Origin of the sequence: Stenotrophomonas sp. As-7 (assembly GCF_030291015.1) — a bacterium.
Lineage (GTDB): Bacteria > Pseudomonadota > Gammaproteobacteria > Xanthomonadales > Xanthomonadaceae > Stenotrophomonas > Stenotrophomonas lactitubi.
In genome coordinates this window covers 2,564,436-2,585,061 of record NZ_CP127405.1, presented here as the reverse complement: position 1 = coordinate 2,585,061, position 20,626 = coordinate 2,564,436, and the positions used below count along the sequence as shown (strand labels likewise).

Sequence of the window (20,626 nt, the reverse complement as noted above, 5' to 3'; positions counted from 1 at the left end):
GGCTGTGGCTATTCCGTATCTGGCCGGGCTGTGCGCAGCCCCAGCTCGCTGGCGAACTTGAAAAGATCGGCGTCCTTGTCGATGCCGAGCTTGGCCATGCCTGCGGTCTTCTGCGTACTGATCGTCTGCTTGCGGCGGTCCAGCCGGGTTGCGATTTCATTGACGCTCAGTCCCGAGACGAACAGCACCAGCACCTCGTGCTCGCGCGGCGACAGCGCCGCGATGGCGCGCGGCGCCCCGCGTGCAGGGAGCAGCTGGGTGATCGACGGCGACAGGTAGCGACGGTTGGCCCATGCCGCTGCGATTGCCGCCGGCACGTGGCTGGTGTCATCGGCCTTGCTCAGGATGTGGTCGATGCCGCTGGCGTGCAGCGCTTGGATCATCGCCGGCTGGTCGAGCCCGGTCATCACGATCAGGCGCAGGTCCGGGAAATGCGTGCGCAGATGGTCCAGCAGCTGCAGCCCGTCACCGAAGGCGCCGCCGGGCATTGCGTAGTCGGTCACCACCACATCGCAGGCGGACTGCTCCAGCAGCGCGACCAGCGCAGAGGAATCACCCACCGCGCCGATGCAGGACAGGGTAGGGATTTCATCGATGGCGGCTTCGATACCCATGCGGATGACCGGATGGTCGTCGGCGATGGCGACGCGGATGATCGGATGGGACATGGAGGGTCTCTGTTGCTTAAACCGACAGAAATTGCCGTAATTTGCGCGGACCACTATAAGGCAGCCGACCGCCCTCTGGCAGGTCGTGCGGCTCACCATCACGAGAGGAAGCGAGCATGCCGTTGAACATCGTCGTGGCCGATGACCATCCGGTCCTGCTGGCCGGCATGGAGCACCTGCTGCAGGCCGTGCCGGGCCTCGCCATCGCCGGACTGGTACGCGATTCCACCGAACTGGTCGATCTGCTCAGCCGCACCCCGGTTGACGTGGCGGTCTGCGATTTCTCGATGCCCAACGGCCGCTATGGCGACGGCGTTACGCTGCTGCGCTTTCTGCAGCGCCGCTTTCCGGCCCTGCACCTGGTGGTGCTGACCGGCATGGAAAGCCCCCTGGTCCTGCGCTCGATACAGCGGGCCGGGGTTTCATGCATCGTCAGCAAGAGTGATCCGCTGGAGCAGCTGGTTCCGGCGGTGCACGCCGCCAGCCGCAGGCAGGCCTTCATATCAGCGGAGATCGCGCGGCTGATCGCCGAAGCTGGGCCGCAGGGCGATATGCAGGAGGTAGAAGCCCTGTCGAAGCGGGAATCGGAGGTGCTGCGGATGTTCGCAGAGGGGCTGAGCGTGATGCAGATTGCCGAGCGCGTTGGACGCAGCCGCAAGACCATCAGCACGCAGAAGATCGCAGCGATGCGCAAGCTTGGATTGCAGCGCGATGCGGAGATCTTCGAGTACGCGCTGACGCACGGCCTTGTGCAGGCGTCACAGAACGCACGTGCAGGGGCAGGTGGGGACGGATCCGCCGACTGATTGAGGACGGGTCCGATGGACCCGGCGTTGCCGATGCCTAGGCTCGGAGGCGTACCCCTTGCTGCGGTGATGATGTGCCCGTTCGAGACGACCCCCGTTTGACCGCCCTGCTGTTGCACTTCACCCGGCTGCCCGCAGCCGCGCAGGCGCACTTCCTCGAACTGTTGAATCACTACCTGTTCGCCTCGCCGAGGCGCCGCAGCCAGCTGCGCCGTCATTGGCACCTGCATGCACCCACCGACGACGGGGGTGATGAGGTGTGATCGGCGGGTAAACCGCGTTCAGCGACCACGGCCGAAATCTCGGCCGGGTCCGATGGAGGCAATCGCCTTCGATTTCTAGCATTCCTCCCGTAGGCCAATGAACCGGTCTACCGGGAAGGACGCTTCTCCCCAGGTGTCCCGCCCGTTCCCGGCCCCGCCGTCCTCCCCGGCGGCGGGGCCTTTCCACCGCCTCGCGCGGATCACACCTGTGAAGAAGAATCCAACACCATGAAGCTCCTCCCGATTGCTTCCGCTGCAACCCTGCTGCTGGCCGCTGCGGCCGCCAATGCCCAGTCCTACGGCTCGGGCGTCATCGAATTCACCGGCGAAGTGACCGACCTGACCTGCACGATTTCCGGTGGTGCAGGCGCCATCGGCACCACCAACATCACCGTGCCGATGGACCCGGTCCAGGCCAACCAGCTGGCAGCTGCAGGTGACGTTGCGGGCCTGCATCCGTACCAGCTTGTCATCGGCGGCCCGGGCCAGGGCACCTGCCAGAACGGCAAGATCGCCGAGCTGTACTTCGACCCGACCGCCGGCCAGGTGGACGCGGGCAACGGCAACCTGCGCAACCAGGAAGCCAATGCACCGGCCGTCAACACCCAGATCCAGGTGCTGTACAAGAACGCCGTGGTCGATCTGCGCGATCCGTCCTTCAAGACCGATCCGGTGACCATCGCCAACAACACCGCCGTGATCGACATGGCCAGCCAGTACGTCGCCGTCAATGGCGCTGCTGCGCCCGGCTTCGTGCAGTCGTACGTCAACTACAAGGTTGTCTACAACTGATGCCGCGCGGGGCCGTCGGCACGTGCCGGCGGCCCTGAGTGCGGCCTCATCCATGAGGTGATCCATGCTTTCCTTCAACCGCATGCTCTGTGCCGGCGTCCTCGCCCTGGGCACACTGTTCGCCCAGGCTGCCGACGCATCGGTGGTGATCGGTGGCACCCGCGTGGTCTATCCCGCGCAGGACAAGGAAGTCACGCTCAAATTCATGAACGAAGGCGAGCGCGCTGTGCTGGTCCAGGTGTGGCTGGATGACGGTGACGACCAGTCCACGCCGGACAGCGCCAAGGCGCCGTTCGCGGTCGCGCCACCGGTGTTCCGTCTCGACCCGAAGAAGCAGCAGACGACCCGCATCCTGTTCACCGGTGCCACGCTGCCAGCCGATCGTGAAACGCTGTACTGGCTGAACATGCTCGAGATTCCGCCGAAGAACGGTGGCAGCACGGCCAACATCCTGCAGTTCGCGTTCCGTACCCGCATCAAGGTCTTCTACCGCCCGCCGAACCTGGCCGGCGAGCCGGTGCTGGCGCATCAGAAGGTACGTTGGTCGCTGCACTCTGCGTCCGGCGGACTGGTGCTGCGCGCGGACAACCCGACGCCCTACCACGTCAACTTCGCCAGTGTCGGCCTGTGGGCCAATGGTAAGGAAGAAGGCATGCAGGGGGGCGGCATGGTCGCACCGTTCGCACAGGCCGAGTTCGCGCTGGAGGGTCTCACAACCCGGCCCCCGGGCGAACTGAAGGGCGCGATCACCGTCATCAACGACTTCGGTGCCCTGGTGCCGACCCAGGTTGCCTTGCAGCCCTGAGTACAGCGCGCACCGGGTGCGCGCCATTCCCTGTTCCTGCGGAGACACCCTGATGAACGCCCCGATCCGGGCGCCGGGCAACGGCGCCTGCCGCCTGCGGCATGCCCGGCTGCCGATGCTGGTGGCCACCATCCTGTTCGCCCACAGCGTCTCGGCAACCGAGCCCGGTGCCGATGATGCAGTGACGTTCGATGCGGCTTTCCTGCCGGCCGGTGCTTCGGCCCGCCTGGATCTTGAACGCTTCGCAAAGGCTGACTATGTCGCGCCCGGTACCTATCGTGGCGACGTCCGTCTCAACGGGCAGTGGCAGGCCCGTACGGACATCGTCTACCGCGAGGTGGAGGGCAGTTCCCGCCTGTGCCTGGATCCGGCCAGCCTGCAGGCTTACGGCATCGCTCCGGAACGGCTGCAGTCCGACGCTCAGCACCTGCCCGCATTGCCATGGCCGCAGGAGCTGTTCTGCGGAAACCTGGGAGATCTGGTGCCCGGTGCCGCCGCAGCGTTCGATGCGGGCAGGCAGACGCTGGACCTGCAGGTGCCCCAGCTGTACCTGCGCAACGACGCACGCGGTTATGTCGATCCCAGCCAGTGGGATGCCGGCGTGCCCGCGTTCGCCTTGAGCTACAACGCCAACGCGTATCACTACAACAACGGCAGCACGGCCCGCTATTCGGGCTTCCTGGGGCTGAACGCCACCGGCCGCGTCGCCGGATGGCAGCTGGTGCACCAGGGCGCGATGACCCTGGGGGGCAACCAACCCCAGCGCTACCGCTCAACGGCCGCGTATCTGCAGCACGATATCGTGCGGTGGAAGGCGCAGCTGATGCTGGGCGACACCTCCACGCCGGGCGACCTGTTCGAAGGCGTACGCCTGCGTGGCGTTCGCCTGGGCAGCGACGATCGCATGCTGCCGCAGTCGCAGCGAGGTTTCGCGCCGGTGATCCGCGGCGTGGCCGAGACCAACGCACGGGTGATCGTGCGCCAGCGCGGCAGCGTGCTGCACGAGGCCAGCGTCGCGCCGGGGCCGTTCGAGCTGGACGATCTGTATCCAACCGGCTACGCCGGTGACCTTGACGTCGAGGTGCGCGAGGCGGATGGCCGCTCGCGCCGCTTCACCGTGCCGTACTCGGCGGTGCCGCAGCTGCTGCGCCCAGGCCAGTCGCGCTGGAACCTGTCCGCTGGACGCGTTGATGAAAGCACGCTGCGTGCGGCGCCGGAGCTGCTGCAACTGCAGTACCAGCGCGGCCTCAGCAACACGCTCAGTACCTACAGTGGCATGGTCGTGGGCGAGGACTATCGTGCCGGCCTTGCAGGGGCGGCCATCAACACATCCTTCGGCGCGGTGGCCGCAGACGTGTCGCTGGCGCGGACGGCCGTGCAGGGGCTGCCGCCGATGTCCGGCAGCAGCTTTCGGCTGGCCTACAACCGCAACGTCGTGCGCACGGGAACGTCTTTTGCCGTGGCCGCCTACCGCTATGCCACCCGCGACTACGTGAGCCTGCGCGACTGGGCATCGCTGCGCGATGCGCGTGCCCGCGATCTGGACATCGACACCGTGGCCCGCCAGCGCAACCGCATGGACCTGAGCATGAACCAGCAGCTGGGCGAGCGCGGCGGGCAGCTGTTCGTGATCGGCACCCGTCGCGATTTCTGGAACGCACCCGGTCGCCAGCTCGACCTGAGCATCGGCTACAGCAACCAGTGGAAGGCATTGAGCTACAGCGTCAACTTCCAGCGCACCCGCGATTCGATCGACTTCGGCCGCGGCTACCTGCAGGACAGTATTCCCGGCGTGGAGATGCCGGCCGCAAGGGCCCAGCAGGCACGGGTGGACAACCGGCTGATGCTGATGGTGTCGCTGCCGCTGGGCAGGTCTCCGCGTGCGCCGTTGGGCAACCTGATGCATACCCGCAGCCGCAATGGCGAGCCGGCCACGCAGCTGTCGACCAATGGCATCTCATCGCGGGACGACCGCTTCAGCTATGGCGCTACCCTGTCACGCATCGCGGGCAGCAACAGCGCTGATCTCAACACCGGCTACCGCGGTGCGCGCGGCCAGTGGACGGCCAGCATCAGCAATGGCAGCGACTACACCCAGCTGGGCATGGGCGCCGCAGGCGGCATGGTGCTGCATGGCGACGGGCTGACCTTGTCCCCGCCGCTGGGCGAAACCGCCGCGCTGGTACATGCCGCTGGCGCGGCCGGCGCACGCATTGAGAACGGTGGTGGTGCGCGCCTGGACAAGCGCGGCTACGCCGTGGTCCCGTTCCTGACGCCTTACCAGCTGAACACCGTCTCGATCGATCCCAAGGGCACCGGCTTCGACGTGGAACTGCAGGAGACAGCACGCAGCGTCGCGCCGCGTGCCGGCTCCCTGGTGCGGTTGGCCTTCAGCACGCGCGCAAGCCACGGCCTGATGGTGGATGCACGTACCGATGACGGCCAGCCATTGCCGTTCGGTGCCGAGGCGACTGACACCCAAGGCACCAATGTTGGCGTGGTGGGGCAGGGCAGTCGCCTGCTGCTCACCGGCCTGCAGACATCCGGGCCGGTACAGGTGCAGTGGGGTCCTGGCAGCGACGAGCAGTGCGTGATGCAGGTGCAGGTACCGACGTCGCGGTCCAGCGACGGTTACACCGTAGTGGAAGCGCGCTGCCAGTCCGCGGCAGCTGCACAGCAGTCCGAGCCCGGCGCTCGACCTCACGTGGCTACTCTGGAGAAAGCGCCATGAACCCGATCATGTTGGTGGCCCGCGTTGTGTTGGCCGCGATGCTGCTGGCCAGTACCCCTGCCTGGGCGCAGAACTGCCGGCTTGTCGATGGTGACAGGCCGTTGGTCAACATCGCCAATCTCAATGGCTCGATTACTGTGGGGCCGGACGTGCCGGTGGGTACGGAGATCTTCCGTGCGACCTACTATGCCGGCCCTGCCAACCAGATTACCTGCACGCCGGGTCGGATTGATCGCATCCGCCAATACACCTCGCTGCCGTATCGCGCGTCAAGCTACGTGCACCCTAGCTACGGCACCGTCTATGAAACCAATGTGCCCGGCGTGGGTGTAGCCGTCTGGTTCAACGGCGCTGGATTTCCGATCGTATCCGAAGGTGAAACGAACCTGCCGCCGCCTACGGCCTTCCTGCTCTGGCCGCTCCAGTCCTACGACGTGAGCCTGATCAAGATCGGCCCCATCAACGCAGGAACCGTGACAGGCACCAGCCTGCCGCAGTTCGAATACCGGATGACCGGAGCCAACCGCAACGTACTCCTTTGGAGCGGTCGCGTGCAGGGCAGTTTGAACATCGTTTCGCGCACCTGCAGCGCCAGCGACGTTCCCGTGGATCTTGGCGTACACCAGATGAGCGAGATCCCTGCGGTCGGCTCCGCCACGGGGTGGGTGAATGTGCCCGTGGTGCTGCGCAACTGCCCTGCGTTCTTCGGACGCTACCGCGGCCACCTGACCACAGGTACGGTGCAGACCGCCAACGGGCGGGTGGACAACCGCATCCGCTATCGTGTCGACCCGGTCACTGCGGTTGCCGACCGCACGCGATCGGTCATGGCGCTGCAGGATGACGGCGTCAACATGACCGCCACCGGCATCGGCATCCAGATTGGAACACAGGCGCAGGACTCGGTCGGCTTCAACACCATGCGGGATTCCGGCGTGGCCCTGACCGAGGTCAACAACGCGCAGTACACGATCATGCTGCGCGCACGCTACTACCGGCTTGCAGCTGCCGCGTCCTCGGGGCAGGCCAATGGCGCGGCCACCATCACGCTGGAGTACAACTGACATGCGCGCTGTGCTGTTGCTGGCCGCGCTTGCTGCGTTGCTGCCGCTGCCATCGCAAGCGGCTGATCTGACCCTGCGTTTCAGCGGGCGTTTCCAGCCGGGAACCTGCCAGTTCAGCGTCGCTGATGTCGACGTGGGTACCTTCGACGCGGCGTACTTCACCGCCAATCCGCAGTCTCCCATGGTCAGCTTCACGCTCAACCGCAGCAGTTGCGCCAGTGACCTGCGGGTGCTGCATGTGCGCATGGCGGGCACCGCCGACAGCAGCGACGCGCGCTACTTCGCGATACCCGCCACAGGCGGTGTGCGCGGCTTGGCGGTGTGGTTGTACACGCCCGCCCAGCAGACGCTGGCGCCCAACCAGGCTGGCTTCGATTGGATTACCAGTGGAACGCCGGCGGCTGGACACCTGCTGTACGCACGCCTGGTCCGCACCGGCGCGGTGTCAGCAGGCACCATCAACACCCCCGTGACCGTACAGGTCACCTATAACTGAGGCGCATATGCATCGCACAGCTCTTTTCCTGGTGCTGGCCATGTTGGCGGCCAACGTGCGGGCGCAGGACACCCAGCCATTCACCGTTTCCGGCGAGATCCTGCCCGGCGCATGCCGGATCTCCTTCCCGGATGTGGATCTGGGGTCGCATCTGGCGAATGTCTTCACTGGCAGCCATGGCACCGCCTACGTTGATTTCAGCGGCACCGTCAGCGACTGCGATCCCTTGATCCTGCGCGTGGCCATGACCTTCGACGGCACCGCCGACAGCCACAACAGCGGGTTGTTCGAGGGCGTGCCCGGCGTGGGCGTGCAACTGGTACGCGTGGTGTCGTCGCTGAACGTGCCCCTTCCGCCGGGTAGCAGCACCCAATACGTGACGGCGGACGGCGTCTACCCGTTCCGTGCGCGCCTGCTGCAGTCGGCAATGCCGGTCTCCGTTGGACGCGTCCAGCGCCCGATCACCGTTTCCCTGACCTACAACTGAGAGCTTCCATGCACCTTCCAATTCCAGGCCTGTTGCTTGCCTCCTTGCTGACCCTGTCTGGTGTGGCATCGGCGCAGACCGCCACCACCACCAATTTCAACGTGACCGGCACCATCCTGCCGGGCGTGTGCCGCATTGCCGTGGCCGATGTCGACCTGGGAACCTATCAGGCCACCCAGTTCACCGGCGCTTTCAGTACGCCGTTCCAGGCCGTCAACGTGGTGGTCAGCCAGTGTGATCCGCTGGTGACCCGGGTTGGCCTTCGCTTCACTGGCAGCGCCGACAGCAACGATGCCACGCTGTTCCAGGGGGTTGCCGGTATCGGCATCGAACTGCAGCGCACCAGCAACGGTACCCGGCTGCCTCCCGGCGGTCTGTCCCAGATGACCACCGCCGCCGGAACCCACGCCTTCCGTGCGCGTTTCCTGCAGAGCGCGGCGACCGTGGCAGCGGGAACGGTAAGCCGGCCGATCACCGTGTCGATGACCTACAACTGAGAGATGCCAGGCTGAACGGCACGCGTTCAGTCATCGCCACAATCGCCATTTAGGCCCCGTCCGATTCGGGACGAGGCCGATGCTTTCTAGCATTTGTCCGTAGACGCGGCATCGGCCGCCATTCGACCCGCCCGACCAAGCAGGCGCATCGCCTACGGAGAACATCATGAACAGCATCTACCGGATTGTGTGGAACGCGGCCATCGGCAAGTGGGTGGTTGCTTCGGAGTTGGCCACGGGCCGCAGCAAGAAGGGCGGCAAGGGGGCTGCACGCGGGTTGGCTGCAGTGAGCCTGCTGATGCTGGCTTTGCCGCTGTGGGCTGCCGAAGACAGCGGCACCACCTGCGTCCTGGTGCATGGCCAGCAGGGCATGCTCGATGCACAGGGTGTCTGTGTCGCAGCTGATGCCGATGGTGTTGGGAGTGAAGTGCCGCAGGCCCGCACCATCGGTGTACAGGCTGCAGTCGACGACCAGTATGTGAAGGTGAATGGCTCCGGTACCGCTGCCACGGCCGCAGGAGTGGGCGCGATTGCCATCGGCAACAACGCGCGCGCCTTGGCGGATGCGGACGGCAACGCCGACAATGCCATCGCCATGGGCGCCAACGCCAGCACCCAGGGCAACAACGCGGTGGCGATCGGCATGGGCGCCAGTGCCAACAGCCAGAACGCGCAGGGCGCGGCCGGCTCGCTGGCCGTAGGTGCCAATGCCAACGCCGGCGGCTGGAACAGCGTGGCCGTGGGCTACAACACAAATGCCAGTGGTTCGGGGGCGGTGGCCGTGGGGCGCGGTGCGCGCGGCAGCGCATCTGAAGCAGTGGCGATGGGTGACAACAGTTCGGTCAGCGCCGAAGGCGGCGTCGCCCTCGGCGGCTCGTCGCAGGTCTCGGCTGCCGGTGCGGTGGCGATCGGCCGTACGTCGGTCGCCAACCGTGAGAATACGGTGTCGGTCGGCAGCGCCACGCTGCGCCGCCAGGTCGTCAATGTCGCTGCGGGTACGCAGGCCAACGATGCGGTGATCGTGCAGCAGCTGCGCGCAGGCGTGCAGGCGCTGGGCGGTGGTGCCGACCTTGCCGCAAACGGCAGCATCACCGCGCCCAGCTATGTGCTGGGCCATGGCGGCACCCACACCACCGTCGGCAGCGCGCTGGAGGCGCTTGACGATGGCTTGACCACCACTACGACCACCCTGAACCAGTTGAGCACCTCGCTGGACAACGGCACGGTGGGCCTGGTGCAGCAGGCAGCGGCGGGTGCCGACCTGACCGTGGGCGCCAGCACCGACGGTGCTGCGGTGGACTTCAACGGCACTGCCGGGGCGCGTCGCCTCCGTGGTGTGGCCGATGCGACGGCGGCCGACGAGGCCGTGACGCTGGCCCAGCTGCAGGCATCGTCGACGTCGGTGGCCGATGCGCTCGGCGGTGGCAGTGTTGCCGATGCGCAGGGGCGCATCGGTGCACCGACCTACACCGTGGCTGGCAGCAGCTACGGCAACGTGGGTGATGCGTTGACCGCGCTGGACGGTCGTGTGGGCAGTACCGGCCAGGATCTGGCCGACCTGCGCGACGCGCTGGATGCAGGCAGCCGTTATTTCAAGGCGGACGGTTCGGGTGTGGCCGACGAGGCGGCCGCAACGGGCTCGGGCAGCGTCGCCGCAGGTGCCAGCGCCGCCGCCAGTGCGGCACAGGGCGTGGCCATCGGCTGGGGCGCGCGTGCAGGCAATGGCGACGGCGCGATGGCACTGGGTGCGAATGCCCGTGCCACGGGTGAGAATTCGGTGGCGCTGGGCGCCGAGGCGGTAGCAGACCGCGACAACGTAGTGTCGGTGGGCTGGGGCATGGGCGGTAATGGTACCCGCCAGGTCATCAACGTCGCCAACGGTACCGCGGCTGCGGATGCAGTGAACGTGCAGCAGCTGCGTCCGGTCATCGATGGCCTGGGCGGCGGCGCGGCGCACAACGCGTCGACCGGCACCGTGACCGGCCCGCGATACAGCGTGCAGGGCCAGACCTTCGACAACGTGGGCGATGCACTGTCCTCGGTTGATGGTGGCCTGACCGTGATCGACGGCCGCGTGACCCGCAACGAAGGCGATATCACCCAGCTGCGTCAGCAGCTGGTGGAACTGGGCAATGGCGAAGCGGGCCTGGTGCAGCAGTCCGCTGCAGACGCTGCAGTGACGATCGGTGCAGGTACCGGTGGCACCGTGGTGGACCTGCGCGGCACCGACGGCGAACGCCAGCTCAAGGGTGTTGCTGCCGGCACCGACGCCAGTGATGCGGTGAACCTGGGCCAGCTGAACTCGGCCGTCGATGACCTACGCGCCACCGGCAACCGCTATGTGCGCGTCGATGGTGCAGGCGATGGCAGTGATGATGCGCAGGCCAACGGGCTGGGTGCAATGGCGGTAGGTGCATCGGCCCAGGCTAATGGTGCGGGCAGCGTGGCGTTGGGCCAGGGTGCGATGGCGCAGGCTGACAACAGCGTTGCGCTGGGCGCGGGTGCCGTTGCTGATCGTGCCAACAGCGTGTCGATGGGCGCGGCCGGTGCCGAACGCCAGATCACCCATGTGGCCGATGGCAGCGAGGATACCGATGCGGTGAACCTGCGCCAGCTGAAGGCGGCAGGTCTGGTCGGCGATGGCGGACAGATGCTGGATGCGGTGACCTACGATGCAGGCAGCCAGCGTGCACAGGTCACTTTCGGCGGCGCCAATGGCACAGTACTGTCCAACGTGGCCGATGGCCGCGTGGGTGCAGGCAGCCGTGAGGCCGTGAACGGTGGCCAGCTGGCCGCGTTGCGTGACCTGCTGCAGGGCCGCATCGGCGATCTGGATGGCCGCGTTGGTGCCCTGGAAGCCGGCGATGCCGGTGCTGGCAGCGGCAATCCGCCGTACTACGGTGCCAATCCGCAACCGGGCGATCAGGCGGGTGACAACCCGGCCCAGGCCATCGGCCAGGGCAGCGTGGCGGCAGGTGCGGGCGCGGAAGCCCGGGCCGACAACAGTGTTGCGCTGGGTGCCGGTTCGGTGGCCGACCGCGAAAACAGCGTGTCGGTCGGACGCGAGGGCGGCGAGCGCCAGATCACCAACGTGGCGGCCGGCGTGCAGGCTACCGATGCGGTGAACGTTGGCCAGCTGCAGCAAGGTGTGCACGATGTCAAGGCGTACGCCGACGAGCGTGTGCAGGATACCTGGAGCGGCCTGGAGCAGCGTCTGGACCAGGTCAACCGGCAGGCCAACCGAGGCATCGCCGCAGCCGCTGCGCTGGCGCCGATGACGCCGTACCTGCCGGGCAGGACCACCATCAACGCCAACCTGGCCAATTACCGCAGTGAAACGGCGATGGGCGTGGGCGTGTCGCGCTGGAGCGACAACGGGCGCGTCAACGTCAACGGCGGCGCGTCCATGGCGCGCGGCGACAAGCCGATCTTCCGCATGGGCGTCGGCGTGGTACTGGGCGACTGAGCCCGGGGCGGGGTGCACCGGTTCAGGCCGCACCCCGCCGCAACCCGCTGAATCACCAACCATTCCACAGGTGTATCCGGGCGTGCTTTAGGCCGCGTCCGATACGCCAGCGGGGGGGCGCTTGCCTAGCATCCAGTTATGGCTGCAACGACCTGCTGTCAACCCCCAACGGGCGTCCGCGCCCTCGGAGAACGACCATGAACTGCATCTATCGCATCGTCTGGAACGCGGCCACCGGCAAGTGGGTCGTCGCCTCGGAACTGGCCCAGGGCCCTCGCCGTCGCATGAGCGCGGGCGTTGCCGCCGTACTGCTCGCCTTGGTCGCTCCGCACGTGCTGGCCAGCGACATCCAGCAGGCACTGTGCAGTGCACCGAACGTGCAGCAGGAGGGCGCCTGCGTGGACCCGGCGGCGCTGCGTGGCGTCATGCCGTTGGCCGCCACCGATGACAGCCTGCTGGTGGTCAACGCCGGCAACAACGCCACGGCGGCCAGCGTCAACGGCATCAACATGATCGCCATCGGCAGCAATGCCGTTGCACGACCGGCCAGCAATGGCGCCAACAACGGTGCCATCGCACTGGGCAGCAACACGGTCGCCGCAGGCACCAATGCCGTGTCGATCGGCTTCGGTGCTACGTCTGACAGCCAGAACGGCTCGGGTATCAGCGGGGCGACCTCGCTGGGCGCCAGTACGCGCACCACTTGGAACGCGACCGCGATCGGCTTCCAGGCCAACGGTGCCGGCACGGTGGTGACCGCATTGGGTTCAGCGGCGGTGGCTACGGGCGAGCGCGGTATTGCCCTGGGTCGCACTGCTACGGCCAGCGGGCAGTACTCCTCCGCGATCGGCGCAGGCGCCCGTGCGACGCACGCCAACAGCGTTGCCATCGGCGCCGGTTCGGTCAGCCGCGGCAACGCCACGGTTGCGCTGGGTTCAACCACCGCACGCCGTGGCATCGAGAACATGGCCGATGGCACCCAGGACAATGATGTGGTCAGCGTGCAGCAGCTGCAGGGACTTCTGCAGGCGACCGGTGGCGCGTTGTCGGCCGATGGCACTGTCATCGCACCCGCTTTCGATCTCGCCCACGGCGGAACCCACACCACCATCGGCAGCGCGCTCACCGCGCTGGACGGTGGCCTGTCCAGCGTCGAGGTGTCGGTGAATGATCTGCACACCCGTATCAGCCAAGGCACCATCGGCATGGTTCAACAGGCCACGGCCGGCGCGGATCTGACCGTCGGTGCGGGTCGTGATGGCGCCGCCATTGGCATGGCTGGATCCGTGGGTGCCCGCCGTCTGGGCGGTGTGGCCGATGCGGCCGCTGGCGACGAGGCCATCAACAAGGCGCAGGCCGATGCCGCCGTGGCCAGTGTGGCGGCGGCGCTTGGTGCAGGCGCGGGCGTGGCCGCCGATGGCACGTTGCGGGCACCGGATTTCAATGTGGTCGGCACCACCGTGCATAGCGCCGGTGATGCGCTGCATGCACTGGATGCGGAAGACCGCGCGCAGCGTGCCGGACTGGTCGATCTGGGCAGCGATCTGGTGGTTGCCCAGCGCTACTTCCAGGCCGCAGCCGGTGGTGTCGATGCGCCCGCGACCACCGGCGGTACCGGCACCACCGCATTGGGCAGTGCCGCCGCAGCGAGTGGCCAGCATTCACTGGCCGTGGGCGCCGACGCGCGTGCTGCCGGGCAGGACAGCGTCGCCATCGGTGCCGGCGCGCGCGCCGACGGCGAGAACGCGGTGGCGCTGGGCGCAGGCTCGGTTGCGGATCGCGACCAGGTGCTGTCGATTGGTGGCGGCACTGTGGGTACACGCCAGTTGATCAACGTGGCCAACGGCACTGACGCGACCGATGTGGTCAACCTGCAGCAGTTGCAGGCCACGGTCGCCGCCCTCGGTGGCGGCGCGCAGGTCGACGCGGCCACCGGTACCGTGACGGGCCCCACCTATGTCGTGCAGGGCAGCAGTTTCCGCGATGCCGGTTCCGCGCTGGACGCAGTGGACGGGCAGCTGCAGGTGCTGGACCAGCGCGTTACTCACACCGAAGACGACGTGCTGGATACGCAGCGCCAGATCGATGCGTGGAACGACGGCGACGCAGGCCTGGTGCGCCAGGATGCCGCCAGCGGCGAGATTTCCGTGTCGGCCGCTCGTGCCGGTAGCGTGGTCGACCTGACGGGTTCGGCGGGTGCGCGGCAGCTGAAGGGCCTGGCCGCTGCCGATGACGCAACCGATGCAGTGACCCTGGCACAGATGCAGGCCGGTCTGTCGGCGGCGCAGCCAGAGGACAGCCGCTATCTGAAGGTTGATGGTCGGGGTGATGGCAGCGACGACGCCTCGATCAGCGGTGTGGGTGCGCTGGCCATCGGCGCGTCGGCGCAGGTCGACGGTGCTGCGGCCATCGCGCTGGGGCAGGGGGCGCAGGCGTCCGCAGACGGTGCCGTTGCACTGGGCGCAGGCTCGGTGGCCGACCGCGCCAACGCCGTATCGATCGGGCGCGATGGTGCGGAACGCCAGATCACCCACGTGGCCGATGCCAGCGACGACACCGACGCCATCAATCTGCGCCAACTGAAACAGGCCGGGCTGGTCGGCGACGATGGTGACGTCAAGGAGACGGTTGGTTATGTGGCGGGCAGCGATCGCAGCCAGGTGGTGTTCGGTGGTGCCGCAGGCACCGTGCTGGCCAACGTTGCCGACGGTCGCGTGCAGCTGGGCAGCCGCGAGGCGGTCAATGGCGGCCAGGTGTCGGCCATCGGCGAAGGCATCGGCCGGCAGCTGGATGGACTGCAGGATCGTGTCGGCGCGCTGGAAGGCCAGCCGGGCGGTGGTGCCGGGTCGGATCTGCCGTACTACGGCGCTACCGACAACGAGGCACTGGTGGCCAATGGTGCGCCGGCTGAAGCCACGGGCCAGGGCGCGGTGGCAGCCGGTTCCGGTGCGCAGGCGAATGCAGACAACAGCGTGGCGCTCGGATCCGATGCCATCGCCGATCGCGCCGACAGCGTGTCGGTCGGGCACGTCGGAGGCGAGCGCCAGATTGCCCACTTGGCGGCCGGCAGCGCCGATACCGATGCGGTCAACGTGGCGCAGCTGCAGGAGCAGATGGCTTCGGTGAACCGCTACACCGACCAACGCGTTGAGGCGATGGAACAGGCCATTGGCGCACAGGCCTCGCACATGTCGCGACAGATCAATCGCGGCATCGCTGCCTCGGCGGCGCTGGTGCAGGTCACGCCCAACCTGCCGGGCAAGGTCACGCTGAACTTCGGTACCGCCAGCTATCGCGGCGAGTCCGCATTGGCCCTGGGCTTGTCACGCTGGAGTCGGGATGGCCGCTACAACGTCAACGGTGGGGTATCTGCCGCGCGGGGCGACCAGCCGCTGCTGAGCATTGGCTTTGGCATGGCCTTCGACTGACGGTCGACTGACAGGCATCCGCTGACTGAAGAGCCGTCTTCATGTCGCTGAATTCCCGCGGCATGCCTACGCGGGCCTGGGTTCTGGATGCGTGATTGGGCCGCGTCCGATGTTTCCGGATGGGGGGGGATAGGAGCATGGCCTCAAGCACTACGAGGTCACTGTCCCCCCCGCGGCGAACGTCATGTACCGCGCGAATCAACTACGAGGAACCGCCATGAACAAGATCCATCGAATCGTCTGGAACCAGGCCATTGGCCGCTGGATGGTTGCATCTGAGCTGACCAGGGCCCGCGGCAAGCGCAGCGCCGGTCGCCGTGCGCTGCTGGCCATCGCTGTGGGCCTGTCGGTCGGCAACGCAATGGCTGCAGACGCCTGCATCATGTCCGACGGCTCTACCGGCAGTGTCGATGAGCGCGGCACGTGCATCGCCGATGCTCCGGCGCCGCGAGGTATCGGCGTGCTGGGTGGCTTGGACGGTGGCGTCGCTACGGGTGCCAATGCCGTCGCCGTTGGCCCGGACTCGCAGGCGCTGGGTGGACGCTCGGTCGCTGTTGGCAATGGTGCGGTGGCCAACAACCTTGCGAACGTCGCCATTGGTGATCGTGCGGTAACCGACGGCTTCAATTCCGTGTCCATGGGCTACTCCGCTACCGCAACGGGCAACTTCAGCCTGAGCCTGGGTGGTGGTTCCAGCGCAACCGCGTCGCGCGCGACGGCCATGGGTACTGATGCCCAGGCGACCGGTTCCAACGCCACCGCCACGGGTAACGCCGCATTGGCGAGCGGTGTGGCCGCTGCGGCGTTCGGCGATACGGCGCGGGCGCAGGGCGAGCGTTCGCTGGCGATGGGCGCCAACGCCAGTGTCGATGCCGCTGCGCAGTATGGTGTTGCCTTGGGCCGCAACGCGCAGGTGACCGAGAACGGCACCAATGCTGTGGCGATCGGCCAGGGCGCCGTGGCCAACCGTGCCAACAGCGTGTCGGTTGGCACGGTGGGAGGCGAACGGCAGATCGTCAACGTGCGTGCCGCCACGACCGACACCGATGCGGTGAACTTCGGACAGCTCAAGGCCAGCGCCGGCAGCACGGCAGCGGCGCTGGGTGGTGGTGCTTCGGTCGATGCCAATGGCAACGTGACTGCGCCGAGCTATAACGTAGGCGGCAGTGCGCACACCAATGTTGGCGCCGCGCTTGCCAATCTGGACGGCCGTACGGCAGCCAACGCCACGGCCCTGGATACCTTGGCCAGCACCGTCGACGGTGCGGTGATGTACGACGGTGCCGACAAGTCGTCCGTCCGTTTCGGTGGCGCCGATGGCACCACGCTGAAGAACATCGCCGACGGTGATGTTGCCGATGGCAGCACCGATGCGGTGAATGGTGGGCAGCTGCACCAGACCAACCAGCAGGTGGCGCGCAACGCCGCCGATATCACCATGCTGGACGGGCGGGTGACCAACGTCGACAACCGGGTCACCACCCTGGTCAGCGACCTCGATGCCGGCAACGTCGGCCTTGTCCGCCAGGACGCCACCACCCGTACCATTACCGTTGCCGGTGACCACGATGGCGGCACGGTGAGCTTCGCCGGCACCAGCGGCAATCGCGTGCTGGCCGGTGTCGACGACGGCGTGTCGGCCAACGATGCGGTGAACCTGTCACAGCTGCAGGCGACCGAGCAGGGGCTGCGCGACGACATGGGTGCGATCGGCGATACGCTCGAAGGCGCCGTGGTCTATGACGGTGCCGACAAGGCATCGGTGAGCTTCAGCGGCGCACAGGGCACCGTGTTGAAGAACGTTGCTGCCGGCGATGTCTCCGACGGCAGCACCGAAGCAGTCAATGGTGGGCAGCTGCACGACACAAATGAGCGTGTTGTCGCGGCGGAAGGGGACATCTCCATCATCCAGGGTGATGTTACCCGTCTGGATTCCCGGGTAACCACCAATGAAGGTGATATCACCCACCTGACCTCGCAGGTGAGCCAGTTGGCGGCCGGCGGACTGGGTCTGGTGACCCACGATGCCAGCACGGGCGTGGTCAGTGTGGCAGCCATGCAGAACGGTGGTGTTGTCGACGTGTCCGGTACGGACGGCAATCGCGTGGTGAAGGGCGTTGCCGAGGGTCGTGTTGCCGATGACAGCGACGAGGCCGTCAACGGCGCGCAGCTGAAGGCGACCAATGACCGCGTCGCGGTTGCCGAGGGCGATATCAGCAACCTGGATGGGCGCGTGACCATCAACGAAGGCAACCTGACCCAGCTCAGCCAGGACGTGAACAATCTGTCGAACGGCTCGGCCGGCATCGTCCAGTACGACGCCACTTCGGACAGCATCAAGGTCGGCAGCCAGCAGGACGGAAGCCTGGTCGACATGGCAGGCACGTCCGGTGCCCGCCGCATCGGTGGCGTGGCCAACGGTGTTGACGATGCTGACGTGGCCACGATTGCCCAGCTGAAGGCGTCCGGCCTGGTTGATCCGAATGATGGCCGCGCCTTGGGCGCACTGGTTTACGACGACGTATCACTGGACCGCGCAACGCTGGGCGGCAGCCAGGGCACCGTCATCGCGAACCTGGGCAACGGCCTGATTGCTGCGGGCAGCCGCGAGGCGATCAACGGTGGTCAGCTGTGGCAGGTGCAGGCCGATTGGGAAGCACGCTGGACTGCGTTGGATGGCCGTGTAGGCGTGGTGGAGGAGCGTATCGCCGACGGCAACATCGGTGGTCCGGGCAATCCTGGTGGGCCGGGGACCTCGCCGGGCACCGGCCAGGGTTCGGTTGCCATCGGAGACGGCAGCCACGCCGCGGGCAGCGGTTCGATCGGCATCGGCAACGGTGCGGGTGCGACAGGCGAGGGGGCAGTCGCCATCGGTGACGGCGCCTCGGCATCCGGCAATCGCTCCGTGGCGATCGGCGCCGGTTCGGTCGCCGATCGTGATCAGGAAGTGTCGGTGGGTTCCCAGGGCAATGAACGCGTCATCAGCAACGTGGCCAACGGTACCCGTGCGACCGATGCCGTCAATGTCGGTCAGATGGAAGACCGCTTCCAGGCCGAGCGCGATTGGTCGAACAGTCGCTTCCAGGCAATCGACAAGCGCTTCGACCGCATGGGTGCGATCAGTGCGGCCTACGCAGGCATGGCCCTGAACACTGCTGGGCTGAGCGGCGACAACCGTGTCGGCGCCGGTGTGGGCGCGCAGAACGGGCGTACGGCACTGGCCGTGGGCTATCAGCGCATCGTGGGTGAGAAGAAGAACATTTCGGTTTCACTCGGCGGCGCCTTCAGCGGCAGTGACCAGAGCGTTTCGGCCGGCGCTGGCTTCAGCTGGTAACACCGTCCCGCATGCCTCGCAGAGGGGCATGCGGGACCTGCCCGGAGCGTGCCGCGCCGTCGCGGGATTCGATCAGGGCGCGGCGGCCTGCAGCCGATCGTACATCCGCACCAGATCCACCAGGGTGCGCGCGCCCATCTTGCGCATCACCTGCGCGCGACGCACCTTCACCGTGATCTCGCTGACACCAAGGTCGGCGGCGATCTGCTTGTTGAGCCGGCCCCGTACCACGCCGGCGACGACCTCGCGCTCCCCGGTGTTCAAGGTGTCCCAGCGCTGCTGCAATGCGCCCAGCAGGTCGCCCTCGCGGCGTCGCTGGCGATCGATGTCGATGCCCTTGTGGATGGCGTCCAGCAGTTCCTGGTCACGGAAGGGCTTGGTCAGGAATTCGATGGCGCCTTCCTTGATTGCATTGACACCCATGGCGATGTCGCCGTGCCCGGTGATGAACACCACCGGCAGGTGCAGGCCATGGCTGGCCATGGTGCGATGGAAATCCAGGCCACTCTGGCTAGGCATGCGCACGTCCAGCACCAGGCAGGCCGGGGCGTCCTCCATCGCATGGGCAAGGAATTCGCCGGTCGAGGCGAAGGCCCGTACCTGCAGGCCCATCGATGCAAGCAGATCTTCCAGCGCAGCACGCACCGAGGCATCGTCGTCGATCACGTAGACGATCGGTGACGGTTCCACAGGCATTGTCGTGGGTTTACGCATGGGTAGCTTTCATGTGCGTGGGCAGCTCGAAGATGAAACAGGCGCCGCCACCAGCGGGTCGCTCGGCGCGGATATGGCCGCCGTTGGCCTCGATCATCGAGCGGCTCAGGCTGAGGCCCAGGCCGAGGCCGTTCGACTTGGTGGTCCAGAATGCATCGAACACGCGATCGGGCTGCTCTGCCGGCAGGCCGATACCACGATCGCGCACGCTCAGGCTGACGTGGCCGTGCCCATCATGCGCGGTCAGCAGCGACAGCCTGCGCTCGCCCGTGGGCGTACCGGCCATCGCGTCGACGGCGTTGAGGATGAGGTTGCCGATCACCTGCTGCACCTGCACGCGATCGGCATGGGCGGGGGGCAGGTCACTGCCCAGCACCAGCGCGACCGTCACACCATGCTGCTCCAGTTCGCTGTGCGACAGCGCCAGCATTTCCTCCACGGCCTGGTTGAGGTCGAAGGCCTGGCGCTCAGGTGCAGCCCCTTGGGTCAGGCCGCGGATGCGGGCGATCACGTCACTGGCACGATGGGCATCGGCGACGATGCGGGCGATGGTCTGACGTGCCTTGTCCAGGTTCGGTGGATCCTGGGCCAACCAGCGCTGGCTGGCTTCGGCGCTGCTGGCGATGGCCGCCAACGGCTGGTTCACTTCATGCGCGATGGAGGTGGTCAGCTCGCCGACGGTGGAGGCGCGGGCAACCCGCAGCAGGCGCGCCTGTGCGTCCTGCACCGCGGCCTTGGCCGCTTCCATCTTCAATGCCAGATAGGTAGTGATGCCGATCACCAGCATGCCGATCGCTGAATTGACCAGGCCGATGCGGTAGGTGCCGAAGCGGGTCAGGAAGAAGCTGAGGCCGGTCAACGCGATGCAGACCGCGGCAAGCAGGATGAGGCCGCGTGCGGGCAGCCGTCTTGACGCCGCGAGGATGACGGCTGCGTAGAAGCAGGCGGCGGCAACGGCGTAGTCGGTAACCGTATCGACCAGGAAGATGGCCGCCATCACGATGATCAGGGCCAGCACGACCAGGGGGCGGCGGGGCGACAGCGATGGCATCGGGATGGCTCCCTGGCGTGGGTG

15 protein-coding genes are annotated in these 20,626 nt (G+C 67.0%); 12 read left to right on the top strand and 3 right to left on the bottom strand.

The features are described 5' to 3' along the window. Window positions 1-8: 8 nt before the first annotated feature. On the bottom strand, window positions 9-668 hold the full coding sequence (locus QP457_RS11875; RefSeq protein ID WP_205404254.1) for a response regulator transcription factor: 660 nt from the start codon (window positions 666-668) through the stop codon (window positions 9-11). 116 nt (window positions 669-784) lie between these two features. On the opposite strand from QP457_RS11875, the gene QP457_RS11870 reads away from it, so the two are divergent. The 12 genes from QP457_RS11870 to QP457_RS11815 all read left to right on the top strand — a co-directional run bounded on the left by QP457_RS11870 (window position 785) and on the right by QP457_RS11815 (window position 18,837). Continuing rightward, complete coding sequence (locus QP457_RS11870) at window positions 785-1,474, top strand: response regulator transcription factor (protein ID WP_205404253.1); 690 nt, start codon at window positions 785-787, stop codon at window positions 1,472-1,474. Between the two features lie 98 nt (window positions 1,475-1,572). Next, entirely contained in the window at window positions 1,573-1,737 is a 165-nt protein-coding gene (locus tag QP457_RS11865) for a hypothetical protein (protein ID WP_205404252.1), read from the top strand. Window positions 1,738-1,965: 228 nt separating this feature from the next. Then, window positions 1,966-2,529 carry a fimbrial protein gene (locus tag QP457_RS11860; RefSeq protein WP_205404251.1) on the top strand — a complete coding sequence of 188 codons (564 nt, stop codon included), beginning with the start codon at window positions 1,966-1,968 and terminating at the stop codon, window positions 2,527-2,529. 64 nt (window positions 2,530-2,593) lie between these two features. After that, window positions 2,594-3,334, top strand: coding sequence for a fimbria/pilus periplasmic chaperone (locus tag QP457_RS11855; protein WP_205404250.1), 741 nt, complete (start codon window positions 2,594-2,596; stop codon window positions 3,332-3,334). A 52-nt stretch (window positions 3,335-3,386) separates the two neighbouring features. Then, a complete protein-coding gene (locus QP457_RS11850) occupies window positions 3,387-6,065 on the top strand; it encodes a fimbria/pilus outer membrane usher protein (protein WP_205404249.1) in 2,679 nt (892 codons plus the stop codon). Beyond that, window positions 6,062-7,129, top strand: coding sequence for a fimbrial protein (locus QP457_RS11845; RefSeq protein WP_205404248.1), 1,068 nt, complete (start codon window positions 6,062-6,064; stop codon window positions 7,127-7,129). Before QP457_RS11850 ends, QP457_RS11845 begins: the two co-directional genes overlap by 4 nt. Before the next feature lies 1 nt (window position 7,130). Next, window positions 7,131-7,625, top strand: a complete 495-nt coding sequence (locus QP457_RS11840) for a fimbrial protein (RefSeq protein WP_205404247.1) — start codon at window positions 7,131-7,133, stop codon at window positions 7,623-7,625. A gap of 7 nt (window positions 7,626-7,632) precedes the next feature. Next, window positions 7,633-8,112, top strand: a complete 480-nt coding sequence (locus QP457_RS11835; RefSeq protein ID WP_286040597.1) for a fimbrial protein — start codon at window positions 7,633-7,635, stop codon at window positions 8,110-8,112. An 8-nt stretch (window positions 8,113-8,120) separates the two neighbouring features. Beyond that, on the top strand, window positions 8,121-8,609 hold the full coding sequence (locus QP457_RS11830; RefSeq protein WP_205404245.1) for a fimbrial protein: 489 nt from the start codon (window positions 8,121-8,123) through the stop codon (window positions 8,607-8,609). A gap of 166 nt (window positions 8,610-8,775) precedes the next feature. Continuing rightward, window positions 8,776-12,075: an ESPR-type extended signal peptide-containing protein gene (locus QP457_RS11825; protein ID WP_205404244.1), complete on the top strand. Its 3,300-nt coding sequence runs from the start codon at window positions 8,776-8,778 to the stop codon at window positions 12,073-12,075. A gap of 197 nt (window positions 12,076-12,272) precedes the next feature. Then, window positions 12,273-15,503, top strand: a complete 3,231-nt coding sequence (locus tag QP457_RS11820; protein ID WP_205404243.1) for a YadA-like family protein — start codon at window positions 12,273-12,275, stop codon at window positions 15,501-15,503. A 217-nt stretch (window positions 15,504-15,720) separates the two neighbouring features. Continuing rightward, the gene (locus QP457_RS11815; protein ID WP_205404242.1) at window positions 15,721-18,837 is read left to right on the top strand and encodes an ESPR-type extended signal peptide-containing protein; all 3,117 of its coding nucleotides are present in this window, start codon (window positions 15,721-15,723) and stop codon (window positions 18,835-18,837) included. A gap of 72 nt (window positions 18,838-18,909) precedes the next feature. Here the strand turns inward: QP457_RS11815 and QP457_RS11810 are convergent, their stop codons facing one another. Continuing rightward, entirely contained in the window at window positions 18,910-19,551 is a 642-nt protein-coding gene (locus QP457_RS11810; RefSeq protein WP_205404241.1) for a response regulator, read from the bottom strand. Then, window positions 19,544-20,602: an ATP-binding protein gene (locus tag QP457_RS11805; RefSeq protein ID WP_205404240.1), complete on the bottom strand. Its 1,059-nt coding sequence runs from the start codon at window positions 20,600-20,602 to the stop codon at window positions 19,544-19,546. Before QP457_RS11805 ends, QP457_RS11810 begins: the two co-directional genes overlap by 8 nt. Between the last annotated feature and the right edge of the window lie 24 nt (window positions 20,603-20,626).

Coding starts and splice junctions, on each gene's coding strand:
- QP457_RS11830 (WP_205404245.1), top strand. CDS start 8,121: ATGCACCTTCCAATTCCAGGCCTGTTGCTTGCCTCCTTGCTGACCCTG.
- QP457_RS11860 (WP_205404251.1), top strand. CDS start 1,966: ATGAAGCTCCTCCCGATTGCTTCCGCTGCAACCCTGCTGCTGGCCGCT.
- QP457_RS11870 (WP_205404253.1), top strand. CDS start 785: ATGCCGTTGAACATCGTCGTGGCCGATGACCATCCGGTCCTGCTGGCC.
- QP457_RS11815 (WP_205404242.1), top strand. CDS start 15,721: ATGAACAAGATCCATCGAATCGTCTGGAACCAGGCCATTGGCCGCTGG.
- QP457_RS11840 (WP_205404247.1), top strand. CDS start 7,131: ATGCGCGCTGTGCTGTTGCTGGCCGCGCTTGCTGCGTTGCTGCCGCTG.
- QP457_RS11875 (WP_205404254.1), bottom strand. CDS start 668: ATGTCCCATCCGATCATCCGCGTCGCCATCGCCGACGACCATCCGGTC.
- QP457_RS11845 (WP_205404248.1), top strand. CDS start 6,062: ATGAACCCGATCATGTTGGTGGCCCGCGTTGTGTTGGCCGCGATGCTG.
- QP457_RS11855 (WP_205404250.1), top strand. CDS start 2,594: ATGCTTTCCTTCAACCGCATGCTCTGTGCCGGCGTCCTCGCCCTGGGC.
- QP457_RS11835 (WP_286040597.1), top strand. CDS start 7,633: ATGCATCGCACAGCTCTTTTCCTGGTGCTGGCCATGTTGGCGGCCAAC.
- QP457_RS11820 (WP_205404243.1), top strand. CDS start 12,273: ATGAACTGCATCTATCGCATCGTCTGGAACGCGGCCACCGGCAAGTGG.
- QP457_RS11825 (WP_205404244.1), top strand. CDS start 8,776: ATGAACAGCATCTACCGGATTGTGTGGAACGCGGCCATCGGCAAGTGG.
- QP457_RS11805 (WP_205404240.1), bottom strand. CDS start 20,602: ATGCCATCGCTGTCGCCCCGCCGCCCCCTGGTCGTGCTGGCCCTGATC.
- QP457_RS11850 (WP_205404249.1), top strand. CDS start 3,387: ATGAACGCCCCGATCCGGGCGCCGGGCAACGGCGCCTGCCGCCTGCGG.
- QP457_RS11810 (WP_205404241.1), bottom strand. CDS start 19,551: ATGCGTAAACCCACGACAATGCCTGTGGAACCGTCACCGATCGTCTAC.